Annotated in this window: 12 protein-coding genes; 4 read left to right on the top strand and 8 right to left on the bottom strand. The window is 68.0% G+C overall.

Features of this window, described 5'->3' with window-relative positions; translation table 11 throughout:
• Nucleotides 1-110: 110 nt before the first annotated feature.
• Nucleotides 111-569 carry a MarR family transcriptional regulator gene (locus M2351_RS13495; protein ID WP_264656560.1) on the top strand — a complete coding sequence of 153 codons (459 nt, stop codon included), beginning with the start codon at nt 111-113 and terminating at the stop codon, nt 567-569.
• Here the strand turns inward: M2351_RS13495 and M2351_RS13490 are convergent.
• Nucleotides 563-1,489: a 2-hydroxyacid dehydrogenase gene (locus M2351_RS13490; RefSeq protein ID WP_264656559.1), complete on the bottom strand. Its 927-nt coding sequence runs from the start codon at nt 1,487-1,489 to the stop codon at nt 563-565. The genes M2351_RS13495 and M2351_RS13490 overlap by 7 nt on opposite strands.
• A gap of 51 nt (nt 1,490-1,540) precedes the next feature.
• Here M2351_RS13490 and M2351_RS13485 point away from each other — a divergent pair, with 51 nt between their 5' ends.
• Nucleotides 1,541-2,170 carry a pseudouridine synthase gene (locus M2351_RS13485; RefSeq protein WP_264656558.1) on the top strand — a complete coding sequence of 210 codons (630 nt, stop codon included), beginning with the start codon at nt 1,541-1,543 and terminating at the stop codon, nt 2,168-2,170.
• Here M2351_RS13485 and M2351_RS13480 read toward each other — a convergent pair.
• The 5 genes from M2351_RS13480 to M2351_RS13460 all read right to left on the bottom strand — a co-directional run bounded on the left by M2351_RS13480 (nt 2,145) and on the right by M2351_RS13460 (nt 10,093).
• Nucleotides 2,145-3,806: an ABC transporter ATP-binding protein gene (locus M2351_RS13480; protein ID WP_264656557.1), complete on the bottom strand. Its 1,662-nt coding sequence runs from the start codon at nt 3,804-3,806 to the stop codon at nt 2,145-2,147. The two genes, M2351_RS13485 and M2351_RS13480, sit on opposite strands and share 26 nt — an antisense overlap.
• 64 nt (nt 3,807-3,870) lie before the next feature.
• Entirely contained in the window at nt 3,871-4,995 is a 1,125-nt protein-coding gene (locus tag M2351_RS13475) for an ABC transporter permease (protein ID WP_264656556.1), read from the bottom strand.
• 160 nt (nt 4,996-5,155) lie between these two features.
• Nucleotides 5,156-6,271 carry a microcin C ABC transporter permease YejB gene (locus M2351_RS13470; protein WP_264656555.1) on the bottom strand — a complete coding sequence of 372 codons (1,116 nt, stop codon included), beginning with the start codon at nt 6,269-6,271 and terminating at the stop codon, nt 5,156-5,158.
• A 47-nt stretch (nt 6,272-6,318) separates the two neighbouring features.
• Nucleotides 6,319-8,142 (bottom strand): extracellular solute-binding protein, encoded by a 1,824-nt coding sequence (locus tag M2351_RS13465; protein ID WP_264656554.1) that lies wholly within the window; start codon nt 8,140-8,142, stop codon nt 6,319-6,321.
• 112 nt (nt 8,143-8,254) lie between these two features.
• A complete protein-coding gene (locus M2351_RS13460; protein WP_264656553.1) occupies nt 8,255-10,093 on the bottom strand; it encodes an extracellular solute-binding protein in 1,839 nt (612 codons plus the stop codon).
• A 295-nt stretch (nt 10,094-10,388) separates the two neighbouring features.
• Between M2351_RS13460 and aqpZ the strand changes: the two genes are divergently transcribed.
• Nucleotides 10,389-11,129 (top strand): aquaporin Z, encoded by a 741-nt coding sequence (gene aqpZ / locus M2351_RS13455; protein ID WP_264656552.1) that lies wholly within the window; start codon nt 10,389-10,391, stop codon nt 11,127-11,129.
• Nucleotides 11,130-11,371: 242 nt separating this feature from the next.
• Here aqpZ and M2351_RS13450 read toward each other — a convergent pair whose 3' ends face one another.
• Both M2351_RS13450 and hisN read right to left on the bottom strand, forming a co-directional pair.
• Nucleotides 11,372-11,950 (bottom strand): hypothetical protein, encoded by a 579-nt coding sequence (locus M2351_RS13450; RefSeq protein WP_264656551.1) that lies wholly within the window; start codon nt 11,948-11,950, stop codon nt 11,372-11,374.
• 9 nt (nt 11,951-11,959) lie between these two features.
• Nucleotides 11,960-12,742 carry a histidinol-phosphatase gene (gene hisN, locus M2351_RS13445; RefSeq protein ID WP_264656550.1) on the bottom strand — a complete coding sequence of 261 codons (783 nt, stop codon included), beginning with the start codon at nt 12,740-12,742 and terminating at the stop codon, nt 11,960-11,962.
• A gap of 137 nt (nt 12,743-12,879) precedes the next feature.
• On the opposite strand from hisN, the gene nudC reads away from it, so the two are divergent.
• Nucleotides 12,880-13,791 (top strand): NAD(+) diphosphatase, encoded by a 912-nt coding sequence (gene nudC, locus M2351_RS13440; protein ID WP_264656549.1) that lies wholly within the window; start codon nt 12,880-12,882, stop codon nt 13,789-13,791.
• Nucleotides 13,792-13,819 lie beyond the last annotated feature (28 nt).

Genomic DNA, 13,819 nt, shown 5'->3' with positions numbered 1-13,819 from the left:
AACTGACCGATCAATCCGGCTGCGAAACGCTTGCCTGCGTGGGGCGGCATGGGTGACACTCGTCCCGCGTGTCCGGGGGCGGGATCCGGGCGCGGCATTCGGGGGGATGCATGGCACGGAACCTCAAGGCGCTCGGCTTGTGGCGCACGGCGTTGATCGCCAGTGTCCGGCAGGACGGGCCGGACCTTTCGGCGCGGCAGATGGCGATCATGCTCCAGGTCTATCTGACCGATCCGCCGCACACCGTGCGCGGTCTGGCGGCGATGCTGAACATTTCCAAGCCCGCGGTGACCCGCGCGCTCGACCGGCTGTCCCTGCTGGGCTTCATCAAGCGCAAGCGCGATGCGGAGGACAAGCGCAGTGTGCTCGTCCAGCGCACCGTCAAGGGCAGCGTCTTCCTCTCCGACTTCGCCGAACTGGTCATTGACGCTGGCGCCGTGACGCCGGAGGACTTGGCGACCATCCGGGCGGAGGAGGAGCTGGCCTCCGCCGCCAAGGCGCGGCTGGAGGCGGAATTGACCGCCGCCAGCCTCGATGATGTGGTTGCCGTCGAGGAAACCGTTCAGTAGCCCTGTTTGCGGTTCACGAGGTTGGGCAGGGGCCGCCCATCGCGCAGCGCGGTGATCGCGTCGACCACGATGTGGGCCGACCGCGACGGGTGGGTGACCGCCGCGATGTGCGGGGTGACGTGGATGCGCGGGTGGCTCCAGAAGGGATGGCCGGGCGGCAGCGGCTCCTCCGCGAAGACGTCCAGGCTGGCGCCGCGCAAATGGCCACTGTCCAGCGCCTCCAGCAGGTCGGCTTCCACCAGATGCCCGCCGCGCGCGGCGTTGATCACCACAGCGCCACGCGGCAGGGCGGCGAACAGGTCCCGGTTCAGGACGCCGCGCGTCCCGTCCGTCAGCGGAAGCAGGCAGACCAGCAGGTCGCACTGGGCGAGCATCCTGGGCAAACCCTCGGCCCCGGAATAGCTCTCCACCCCGTGCACGCTCTTGGGCGTGCGGCTCCAGCCCAGCACGCGGTAATCCATGCTCAGCAACGTCCTGGCCGAGGCCGTGCCCAGTTCGCCCAAGCCCAGGAAGCCGACGGTGACCTCCGACGCCGGCTTGTGGCCCAGTTGGGTCCAGGTCTGCGCCGCCTGCTGGGCCTTGTACTCGTCCAGCTGCCGGTGCCAGCGCAGAACCTGCAGCGCCACGAAGCCGGCCATGTCCAGGGTCAGCCCTTCCGACACCATGCGTACCAGCGGCACGTCCGGCAGCGTCGGGTCGAGCAGCATCGACTCCACCCCGGCGCCCAGCGACACGATCAGCTTCAGGTTCGGCAGGCTGGCGAGCAGGCCCTGCGGCGGCTTCCAGACCAGGGCCATGTCGATGTCCGCCGGGTCACCCATCTCCGGCCACACCCGCACCTCCAGCCCGGGCATGCGGCGGTCGAGTTCACCGAGCCAGTCGTCGGCCCGGTCGGTGGTGGAGCAGAAAAGCAGCGTCACGGTGCAAACCCCTGTAATGTCGTTATCGTTTTCCAACCCGTTGAGCGCACCGTGCCCCGTCTGATCCTTCTGAACAAGCCCTACGGCGTGCTGCCCCAATTCACCGACGATCAGGGCCGCCCGACCCTGGCCGACCATGTGCCGGTGAAGGGCGTCTATGCCGCCGGGCGGCTGGACCGCGACAGCGAGGGGTTGCTGACGCTGAGCGACGACGGCGCCTTGATCGCGCGCATCGCCTCGCCCAAGCACAAGCTGCCCAAAACCTATTGGGTGCAGGTCGAGGGCGTGCCGACGGAGGAGGCCTTGCAGCGCCTGCGCGCCGGTGTGACGCTGAACGACGGCCCGACCCTGCCGGCTGAAGCGTTGCGGATGGAGGAACCGGCCAACCTGTGGCCGCGCGACCCGCCGGTGCGCCACCGCGCCAGCATTCCCACCAGCTGGATCGCGCTGACCCTGCGCGAGGGCCGCAACCGCCAAGTCCGCCGCATGACCGCGGCGGTCGGCTTTCCGACCCTGCGGCTGATCCGCTGGTCCATCGGCGACTGGACGCTCGATGGGCTGGCGCCGGGGCAATGGCGGGAGGTGGCGCTGCCGGGGAAGCAACCGTCCCCGCGAACCCCCAAAGCCTCGCCCCCAGCCGGGAAACGGCGTCCGGTCACATCCGCACGGCGTCGGACTTGACCGCCTCCAGGTTCAAGGCGGCGGCGAGCAGGGCGCGGGTGTAATCCTGCTCCGGCTCCTCGAAGATGCGGCGGGTGGGTCCTTGCTCCACCACCTTGCCGTCCTTCATGACGATGACGTGGCTGGACAGCGCCCGCACCACCCGCAGGTCGTGGCTGATGAACAGATAGGCGAGGTTGTGGCGCGCCTGGATGTCGCGCAGCAGGTCGACGATCTGCGCCTGCACCGACATGTCGAGCGCCGAGGTCGGCTCGTCCAGCACCACGAACTTCGGCTTCAGCACCAGGGCGCGGGCGATGGCGATGCGCTGGCGCTGGCCGCCGGAGAACTCGTGCGGGTAGCGGTGGCGGCTGGCGGGGTCGAGCCCCACCTCCTCCAGCGCCTTCGCCACCATGGCGTCGCGCTCCTTGCCCGACCCGATGCCGTGGATGGTCAGCCCCTCGCCGATGATCTGGCCGACGGACAGGCGGGGCGACAGGCTGCCGTAGGGGTCCTGGAAAACCACCTGCATCTCCCGCCGCAGCGGCCGCAGCCGCTTCGCCTGCCAGCCCTGGATGTCCGTCCCGTCGAAGCGGATCGCCCCCTGGCTGGCGTGCAGCCGCAGCAGAGCCAGCCCCAGCGTCGTCTTGCCGGAGCCGGACTCGCCGACCACCCCCACCGTGTGACCCTGCCGCACGTCCACCGACACGCCGTCCACGGCGCGGACATAATCCACGGTCCGGCGCAGCAGCCCCTTCTTGATCGGGAAATAGACCTTCAGCGCGTCCGCGGCCATCACCTCCGGCGCGTTCTCCGGCGGGGTCAGCGGGTTTCCCTTGGGTTCCGCGGCCAGCAGCTTTTGGGTGTAGGGGTGTTTCGGGCGGATGAAGATGTCGGCGACGTTGGCCTGCTCGACAATCTCGCCCTGGTTCATGACGCAGACGCGATCGGCCATCTTCCGCACCACGCCCAGGTCGTGGGTGATCAGCAGCAGGGCCATGCCGAAGCGGCGCTGCAGGTCCTTCAGCAGCTCCAGGATCTGCGCCTGGATGGTGACGTCCAGCGCGGTGGTCGGCTCGTCGGCGATCAGCAGGTCGGGCTCGTTGGCGAGCGCCATGGCGATCATCACGCGCTGGCGCTGGCCGCCCGACAGCTCGTGCGGATAGGCGTTCAGGCGCTGTTCCGGGTTGGGCAGCCCGACCAGCCGCAGCAGCTCCAGCGTGCGCTTGCGCGCGGCGGTACGCGACAGGCCCTTGTGCAGGAACAGCGTCTCGTTGATCTGCCGCTCGATGCTGTGCAGCGGGTTTAGCGAGGTCATCGGTTCCTGGAAGATCATGGCGATGCGGTTGCCGCGCACCTCGCGCAGAACCTTCTCTTCCGCCCCCAGCAGTTCCTGGTCGCGGAAGCGGATGGAGCCCGCGGGGTGGCGCGCCATGGGGTAGGGCAGCAGCTGCAGGATCGACAGGGCGGTGACCGACTTGCCCGAGCCGGACTCGCCGACCAGCGCCACGGTCTCCCCCTTGGCGATGTCGAAGGACACGCCCTTGACCGCGTGCATCACGCCCCCGCCGGAACGGAACTCCACCTGGAGGCCGCGGACATGCAGGAGGTCGGTGATGGGATGCGGAGTGTCGGTGTGCTGGGTGTCGGTCGTCATGGGCTGTTCCGCCTTCTTGGGGCCGTGTTTGAAGCCGTGCTTGGGGCTGTGCTTTGGGTCTTGGTCACTCCGCCGCCTCCCGCTTCGTCTTCGCGGCCACGGCGGCGGCCTCGTTGGCGCCGGACGTGGCGGTGGACAGCTGGCCGATGGTCTTGCGCGGGTCGAATGCGTCGCGCACCGCCTCGCCGATGAAGATCAGCAGGCTCAGCATGATCGCCAGCACGAAGAAGGCGGTCAGGCCGAGCCAGGGCGCCTGAAGGTTCGCCTTGCCCTGCGCCAGCAGCTCGCCCAGCGAGGGGGAGCCGGGGGGCAGGCCGAAGCCCAGGAAGTCCAACGCGGTCAGGGTGGTGATGGAGCCGTTCAGGATGAAGGGCATGAAGGTCAGCGTCGCCACCATGGCGTTGGGCAGCACGTGCCGCACCATGATCGTTGCGTCCGTCGCTCCCAGCGCGCGGGCCGAACGCACGTAATCCAGGTTGCGCGCCCGCAGGAACTCCGCCCGCACCACATGGACCAGCGCGGTCCAGGAGAACAGCAGCAACAGCCCCAGCAGCCACCAGAAGTTCGGCGTCACGACGCTTGAGAGGATGATCAGCAGGAACAGGGTTGGGAGGCCCTGCCAGATCTCGATGAAGCGCTGGAACAGCAGGTCGGTCAAGCCGCCAAAGTAACCTTGGACCGCGCCCGCCATGATGCCGACCACCGAGGAGACGGCGGTCAGCACCAGCCCGAACAGGACCGAGATGCGGAAGCCGTAGATCAGCCGCGCCACCACGTCGCGCCCCTGGTCGTCGGTGCCCAGCCAATTGTCCGCCGACGGCGGAGCCGGGGCGGGGACCGGCAGGTTGTAGTTGATCGTGCGGTAGCTGTAGGGGATCGGTGGCCAGACGATCCAGCCCTTCTCCTCGATCAGCTGGCGGACGAAGGGGTCGCGGTAGTCGGTTTCCGTTTCGAACTCGCCGCCAAAGGTGGTCTCCGGGTAGGTGTGGAAGACCGGCCAGTACAGCGCATTGTCGTACTTGATCAGCAGCGGCTTGTCGTTGGCGATGAACTCCGCGCCCAACGACAGCACGAACAGGACCAGGAAGATCCAGAAGGACCAGAAGCCCCGCCGGTTCGCCCGGAAGTTCGCCAGCCGCCGCCGCGTCAGCGGTGTGACGCGGAATCCCAGGAAGCGCTCGCCGCTCATGGCTGGCCCTCCCAACGGGGGCTTTCCCTCTCCCCCCCGGGGAGAGGGGAGGGTGAGGGGGTTGCGCGTGGCGGTGCGTTCGGCAAAAGCGCAACCCCCTCACCCCAACCCTCTCCCCAGAGGGGAGAGGGAGTGTGCGTCGGCATGATAAGCACCCCCATCACACCCTCCGCGCTTCGAAGTCGATGCGGGGGTCGACGGCGACGTAGGTGATGTCGCCGACGAGGTTCATGACAAGGCCCAGCAGCGTGAAGAAATACAGCGTGCCGAACATCACCGGGTAGTCGCGGTTGATCGCCGCCTCGAAGCCCAGCAGGCCCAGCCCGTCCAGCGAGAAGATCACCTCGATCAGCAGGGCGCCCGTGAACAGGATGCCGATGAAGGCGCCGGGGAAGCCGGCGATGACGATCAGCATGGCGTTGCGGAAGACGTGGCCGTAGAGCACCCGGCGCTCGGCCAAGCCTTTGGCGCGGGCGGTGATGACGTACTGCTTGTTGATCTCCTCCAGGAAGGAGTTCTTGGTCAGCATGGTCAGGCCGGCGAAGCCGCCGATCACCATGGACAGGACCGGCAGCACCATGTGCCAGAGGTAATCCAGGATTTGCTTCCACCAGGGCAGTTCGTGCCAGTTGTCCGACACCAGCCCGCGCAACGGAAACCAGTCGAAATAGCGCCCGCCGGCGAAGACCACGATCAGCAGCACGGCAAAGAGGAAGCTGGGGATGGCATAGCCGACGATGACCACGCCGGAGGTCCAGACGTCGAAAGGCTGCCCGTCGCGCACCGCCTTGGCGATGCCCAGCGGGATCGACACCAGATAGACGATCAGCGTCGTCCAGATGCCCAGCGAGATCGACACCGGCATCTTCTCGATCACCAGGTCGGCAACGCGGCGGTCGCGGAAGTAGCTCTTGCCGAAGTCGAACACGATGTAATTGGACATCATGTGGATGAAGCGCTCGTGCAGCGGCTTGTCGAAGCCGAACTCGCGCTCCAGCTGCTTGATGAACTCCGGGTCCAGGCCCTGGGCGCCGCGGTAGCGACTGCCGGTGTCCCCGCCCTGGGCCTGCTGGTTCTGCGCGCCGGCTCCGCCGGTGTCGCCTCCGCCGGTGCCGCCGATGCGCGCGGTTGCCTCCACCGCCGTGCCCTGGACGCGGGCGATCATCTGCTCGATCGGGCCGCCGGGGGCGATCTGCACGATCAGGAAGTTGATGACCATGATCCCGAACAGCGTCGGGATGATCAGCAGCAGACGGCGGATGATGTAGGCCAGCATCGCGCGGGATCGCCTTTCTGAAATTGTTCGTCTTTAGTGGGCCGTCCTCAGGGAGCCGTCTTCAGGGAGGCCGTCTTCTGCGGATCGACCCACCAAGTGTCGACGAACGCCAAGCCATACTTGGGCGCAACCGCCGGGTGGGAGAAACGGTTCCAATAGGCGACGCGGCGCACGTCGTCGTGCCACTGCGGGATGACGTACCAGCCCCACAGCAGGACGCGGTCGAGCGCCTTGGTCGCGGCCACGAGGCTGTCGCGGTCCGGAGCCTGGATCAGCGTCTCGATCAGCTGATCGACGACCGGGTCCTTGATGCCCGCCAGATTGCGGCTGCCCGGCAGGTCGGCCTTGGCCGATTGCCAGTAGTCGCGCTGCTCGTTGCCGGGCGACAACGACTGCGGCATACGCTGGATGATCATGTCGAAGTCGAAATTGTCCGTGCGGTTCTGGTACTGCGCCGTGTCCACCACGCGGATGCCGGCCTCGATGCCCGCCCGTTCCAGGTTGCGGACGAAGGGCTGGGTGATGCGCTCCATGTCCGCCTGGACCAGCAGTATCTCGAAGCGCATGGGCTCGCCGGTCTTTGCGTTGACCAGTTTGTTGCCCTTCAACTCCCAACCGGCCTCCTTCAGCAGGCCGAGCGCGGTGCGCAGGTTCTGGCGGATGTTGCCGGATCCATCGGTCTTCGGCGGCTCGTAAGCCTTGCTGAAGACCTCCTCCGGCAGCTTGCCGCGGAAGGGCTCCAGCAGCTTCACCTCGGCCTCGCTCGGCAGACCCGTGGCGGCGAGTTCGGAGTTGGCGAAGAAGCTCTTGGTGCGCTGGAACAGGCCGTAGGACAGGTTCGCGCGCGTCCACTCATAGTCGAACAGGTGATTCAGCGCCTCGCGCACCCGGCGGTCGGCGAAGATGGGGCGGCGGCTGTTGAAGACGAAGGCCTGCATGCCCTGCGGGTCTTGGTGCTTGATCTCCTCGCGGACGATCCGCCCCTCGCGCACGGCCGGCACGTCGTAGCCGGTGACCCAGTTTTTCGAGGAATTCTCCACCCGGAAGTCGATGGCACCCGCCTTGAACGCCTCGAACACCACGTCCAGGTCGCGGTAGTAATCAAAGCGGATGCGGTCGAAGTTGTAGCGGCCGCGGTTGACCGGCAAGTCCTTGCCCCACCAGTCGGCGACCCGCTGGTAGGTGATGGAGCGGCCGGGCTGCACGTCGGCGATCTTGTAAGGGCCGCTGCCGACGATCGGCTCCAGCGTGGTGGAGGCGAAGTCGCGGGTTTCAAAGACATGCTTCGGCAGGACCGGCAACTGGCCCATGATGACTGGCAGTTCGGGATTGTTGCCGTTGCGGAACGTGAAGGTGACCGTCCGCTCCCCGGTCTTCTCCGCCTTCGCCACGTCGGCGTAATAGGTGCGATAGGTCGGGTGGCCCTTGTCGCGCAGCGTCTCGAAGCTCCAGATCACGTCCTCGACGGTCACCGGCGTGCCGTCGTGGAAGCGCGCCTGTGGCCGCAGCGTGAAGGCGACGGAGCCGCGGTCGTCGGCGACGGCAATTGTTTCGGCCAGCAAACCATACTGGGTCAGCACTTCGTCGTTGCTGCCGACCGTCAGGGTCTCGAAGGGCAGGCCGGCGCCGCCGGCGGGAGAGCCGCGCAGGATGAAGGGGTTCAGGCTGTCGAAGCTGCCGTAGGTCGCCAGCTTCACCTCGCCGCCCTTGGGCGCGTCCGGGTTGACGTAGTCGAAATGCTTGAAGTCCGGCCCGTATTTGGGCGTTCCGTGCGCCGTCACCGCGTGGCTACCCGGCTGCGCGTGCGCGCCCGGCGCCACGAGGTACAGGCACATCACGGCGGCCAGGATCGCTTTTCCGGTCTTTGTCATGCCCCTCTCGGCCTCTCCCGTTTCCGGTAAGGTAGGGGGCGACCTGTGGCACAATCAAGGCGGAGCCTCGGCTTATGTCCCGATCCCCCGGGGTGGGGGACGTTCGGGGCGCTTACCCCTCCTTGCCGGGCTGCACCCACCACGTGTCCGGGAAGCCGCTGTTGCGGAAGCCCAGGTCGTATTTCGGCGGCGTTGACGGGAAGGCGAGTTTCGTCTTGTAGGCGACCCAGTTGTCCGGATTGTACCAGTGCGGGATCATGTAGAAACCCCACAGCAGCACGCGGTCGAGCGCGCGGGTGGCGGCCTGCACCGAGTCCAGGTCCTTGGCGGCCAGCGCGCGGTCGATCAGGGCGTCCGCGGCAGGCTGCTTGATGCCGGCGTAGTTGGCCGATCCCTTGATGTCCGCGGCGGCCGAGCCGAAGTAGCTGCGCAGCTCCGTCCCCGGCGGGGTGAAGAAGTTGAAGTTGGCGACCACCACGTCGAAGTCGAACTCGTCCGTGCGCGCCTGGTACTGGGCGGTGTCGACGAGGCGCAGGGTGGCGTCGATGCCGACCTTGCGCAGCGCCTCGACATAGGGCTGCACCACGCGCGTCAGGCCGCCGCTGCCGTCCAGGAACTCGATGCTCATCGCCTCGCCGGTCTTGGCGTTGGTGAGCTTGCCGTTCTTCAGCTCCCAGCCGGCCTCGCGGAACAGGCGCGTCGCCTCGCGGACGTTGGCGCGGTTGTTGCCGCTGCCGTCGGTCTTGGGCGGCTCGAAGGCGTTGGTGAAGGCGCGCTCTGGAATCTTGCCGCGGAAGGGCTCCAGCAGGGCCAACTCGGCCGACGTGGGCGGACCTTTGGCGCCGAAGTCGGAGTTGGGGAAATTCGACGTCGTGCGGCTGTACTGCCCGTACAGGATGTTCTTCTGGATCCACTCGAAATCAAACAGATAGCCCAGCGCCTCGCGCACCCGCGGGTCGGCGAACTTGGCGCGCCGGGTGTTCAGGCGGAAGCCCTGGGCGCCCAGCGGCAACTCGCTCTTCACCGCGCGCCGCGCCACGCGGCCGTCCTTCATGGCCGGGAAGTCGTAGCCGGTGGTCCAGCGCTGCGCCCGGTTCTCGGTGCGGAAGTCGTAGGCGCCGGCCTTGAAGGCCTCGAACATCACATCGTCGTCGCGGTAATAGTCGACCTTGACGGTGTCGAAGTTGTTGAAGCCGCGCGCCACCGGCAAGTCCTTGCCCCAATAATCCTGGACGCGCTCGTAGGTGATGGAGCGGCCGGGATCGACCGTCTTGATGCGGTAGGGGCCGCTGCCGAGGATCGGTTCCAGCGTCGTCTTGGAGATGTCGCGGCCGTTGGCCGTCCACCAATGCTTCGGCTGGGGCGCGATCGAGGTGGCGAAGTCGATGATCGGCTTGATCTCGCCGGTGGTCTTCAGCGTGATCTTCACGCGGTTGTCGTCCAGCGCCTCTACCGTGGCGACGCGGTCGAGGAAGGATTTCAGGAAGGGCGAGCCGTGCGCCTGGATCGAGTCCCAGGCGAACACCACGTCCCCGGCCGTCAGCGGAACGCCGTCGTGCCAGCGCGCGTCCTTGCGCAGGTGGAACGTTGCCCAGCTCTTGTCGTCGGGCACCTCCACGCTTTCGACCAAGGCGCCGTAGGCGGCGTCCAGTTCCCAGCCGGAGCCGACCATCAGGCTGTCCGACACCAGCCCGAGCGTGCGCGGGGTCACGCCGCGCAGGATGATCGGGTTCAGGCTGTCGAAGCTGCCCTGGGCGGCCAGCGTAACGGCCCCGCCCTTCGGCGCGTCAGGGTTGGCGTGCGGGAAGTGAGTGAAGCCCGGCTTGAACTCCGGTTCGCCGAACTGCTTCAGCGCGGCCACGGTCGCCGTGTCGGCGTACGCCGGCGCCGCCAGCGCGAGTACGGCCAACAGGATGGTTTTCTTGGCGGCGGTGGCGATCGTGCGGCGCATCGGCAAACCTGCGGTCGTTGGTGGGGTTGGGCGAGTGTCGATCAGCGTCAGGGCCGCAGTATGGCAAACCCCGCCGGGAAGGGCCACCCGACCGGGCGGAGGGCGCGCCGACGGACGGGGTAGCCGGTCCTGGAGGTGGGCAACAGTATGTTACGCCCGCGCGCTGGCCCGCGCCGGACCCGCGGGCGCACAACGGATCCCGGAACGGCCTGCAAGACAAAGGACGTCGTCACGAAGCCAGCAAGAGGGCCGGCCAAGGCGGTCTTGAAAAAAGGGAAAGCGTAGGAGTGCTCCCATGACCATGTTCCGGCGCACGACGGCGGAGTTTCTCGGCACCTTCTGGCTCGTCTTCGGCGGTTGCGGCAGCGCCGTGCTGTCCGCGGCCTTTCCCGAAGTCGGCATCGGGCTGACCGGCGTCTCTCTCGCCTTCGGCCTGACGGTGCTGACGATGGCCTACTCGGTCGGCCACATCTCCGGCTGCCACCTGAACCCGGCGGTCACCGTCGGACTGTGGGCCGGCGGGCGGTTCCCGGCGAAGGACATCCTGCCTTACGTCATCGCCCAGGTCGTCGGCGCCTTCTTGGCGGCGCTGGTGCTGTACGTCATCGCCAGCGGTAAGGCGGACTGGTCGCTGGCCGCCAAGGGGTTGGCCGCCAACGGGTACGGGGAGCATTCGCCGGGCGCGTACAACCTCACCTCCGGGCTGGTGGCGGAGGTGGTGCTGACCTTCATGTTCCTGGTCGTCATCCTGGGCTCCACCGACCGCCGGGCGCCGGCGGGCTTCGCCCCGCTCGCCATCGGGCTTGCCCTCACCCTGATCCACCTGATCAGCATTCCGGTGACCAACACCTCGGTCAATCCGGCGCGCAGCACCGGCCCGGCGCTGGTCGTCGGCGGCTGGGCGTTGCAGCAGCTGTGGCTGTTCTGGCTGGCCCCGATCGTCGGCGGCGTGCTCGGCGGATTCGCCTACCGCGTGCTGGCCGAGGAGATGCCGCCCAAGCCCGCCATCACCGGCGAGGCGCGGCCCTCGGCCTGAGCCTCAACCGAACCTTCCTGAACCGAACCTTCCTGACAGGCCCTTCCTCCCGAGCCTTGTGGACCGCGCCCCGGCGCGGTCCCAACTTTGTGCCGGCCTTGTCGCGGGACCTTCGGGCCTGTCAACGGTTACTCTGGACATGTCTTGACACGTTCGGAGTACGACATGCGGCAGTTCGATCCCGATTCGAATCCGATGACGGACGAGGATTACGGAATCCTCCTCGGCCTGGCGCTCGGCGTCTATCTCGGGCTGCTGATCGTTTCGCTGCTGCCCTGATCCGCATCCTGATCGCTGCCGGGCGGTATCAGGGCGCGGCCGGCCTTTTTCCAGTGATCGGCCATGCGGTCCATCAGCTGCCGGTAGCGGCGGTCCGACCGCATCAGCTTGCGCACCGCCTTGCCGTTGCGCGGATCGCGCAGCATCCACTCTTCGGCGGCCATCTGGTGTTCGGGGTGGATGGACAGCATGTAGATGGCCGCCTGTTCCGGTCCCGTAACGGCCTTCTCGTCCAGCCCTTCCAGGATGGCGCCGACGTAGAGCGGCAGCACGTTGCGGAAGTCGGCCGGGCCGGACACGTCCTTGTCCCCTGCGCCCTCCTCGTCCCCGGTGCCCATCAGCGTGCGGCGCTCCTCCGCCGGCAGGGCGAAGAAGGCGTCGAGCCCCAGCAGCAGGTCGCACACCGTCTTCTTGCGCACCATCCAGTTGGCGCCGCCCGACACGCGCGCGGCCAGGGAGCGCAGGAACGGCTGCAGCTTCTCCGGCGACGTTTCGAAGACGGAACGGGCGGGCTTTGTGATGGCGGTTCCGGTATCGGTCATGGTGCTTCCTTATCCCGCCAGAGCGGCCAGGGCTTCGCGGTGGGTGCGGGCGTCGCCAGCGGCGACCACGCGGCCGGTGGAGTCGGCGTTCAGCGGCCGGCCGTCCCAGTCGGTCATCAGCCCGCCGGCTCCGGTCACCACCGGCACCAGCGCCGCGAAGTCGTACAGCTTCAGCCCCGATTCGACGACGAGGTCGTAATAGCCGGCGGCCAGCAGGCCGTAGCTGTAGCAGTCGCCGCCATAGACCGCGGTTTTGGCCGTCGCCGCCACACGGCGGAATCCGTCCATGTCCGATCCCGGGAACAGGTCGGGCGAGGTGGTGCCGAGCGTCGCGGCGGCCAGCCCCCCGGCGCAGGCGCGCACGCGGGCCGGCTGGCCATTGAATAGGGTGGGGCGGCCCTCCACGCCCAGCCAGCGGTCCCCGACGATCGGCTGGTCGATGACGCCCAGCACGGGACGGCCACGGTGGAGAAGCGCGATCAGCGTGCCGAAGATCGGCCGGCCGGCGATGAAGGACTTCGTGCCGTCGATCGGGTCGATCACCCAGACCCACTCGGCGTCGAGATTCTTGGTCCCGAACTCCTCGCCATAGATGCCGTCGTCGGGACGCTCGGCCTCGATGATGGCGCGGATGGCGCGCTCCGCCTCGCGGTCGGCGATGGTCACCGGGGAGCTGTCGGCCTTGTCGTCCACGGCGACCGGCGTGCGGAAGTAAGTCCGGATGACCGGGCCCGACGCGTCGGCAAGGCGTTCCGCCAGCGTAACCAAGGGTGCGGGGCAGGGTTCGGTCATGGTCGCTCCGGCGGCTTGCTCGTGAAGGGTGGCGCATCCTAGCGGCGTGGGCCGCGGAGGCAAACCGCCAATGCGGGGGGAGGGTTGCGCCGGACGCCCCTTCCGCACCGCAGGGTGTTGTGGCAGCCTCCTTCCCCATGCGCGACCGACCGAACACCTACGCGGGAATCCCGCTCGACCGCGCGGCCCTGCGCCGCAAGAATCAGGCTTGGCTGGCGGAGGCCTGGGCCTCTCCCGAGGCACGGCTGCTGCCACTCAGCCAATCGCGCAGCTTCGTCTGCGGCCCGGCCGAATCGACGCGCGCCGTCTTCCTGCCCGCGGGCAGCGACTGGGGCATCGAACCGGTGTTCCTCGGGCTGCTCGACGGCAAGCCGCTCTTCGCCGTGGATGTCAGCGCGCTGGAGACGCCGGAGGAGCACCCTGCCCTTGCCGGGCTCGGCCGGTTCGAGGATCTGCGCGCCGTCGGCCCCCTGATGGACGTGACGGAGGCCGGCCTCTGCGCCTACGCCCGCGGCATCCTCTGGTGGAACGCGCGGCACCGCTTCTGCGGAGTCTGCGGCTCCCCGGCCGCGAGCGCGGAGGGCGGGCATGTGCGCGTCTGCACCAACCCGGCCTGTGCCACCCACCATTTCCCGCGCACCGACCCCGCGGTGATCATGCTGGTGCACGACGGCGCCGGCCGCATGGTGCTGGGCCGCAACGCCCGCTTCCCGGCCGGCATGCATTCGGTGCTCGCCGGCTTCGTCGAGCCGGGTGAGAGCCTGGAGGACACGGTGAAGCGCGAGGTGTTGGAGGAGGTCGGGCTGGTCGTCACCGACGTCCGCTACCATTCCTCGCAGCCCTGGCCCTTCCCGTCGTCCCTGATGCTGGGCTTCAGCGCGCGGGCGGTGACGCTCGACATCCAGACCGACCAGGACGAGTTGGAGTCGGCCCGCTGGTTCGACCGCGCCTACTTGCGCGACTTCACGCCCAGCGAGGAATTCCGCCTCGCCCGGCCGGACAGCATCGCGCGCCGGATGATCGACGAATGGATCGCGGAGGAGGGGTGAGGAGCGGCCTCACCCCAAATTCCTAAAT

It is taken from the genome of Azospirillum canadense (genome assembly GCF_025961225.1).
GTDB lineage: Bacteria > Pseudomonadota > Alphaproteobacteria > Azospirillales > Azospirillaceae > Azospirillum > Azospirillum canadense.
This window is presented reverse-complemented; position numbering and strand designations above follow the sequence as displayed.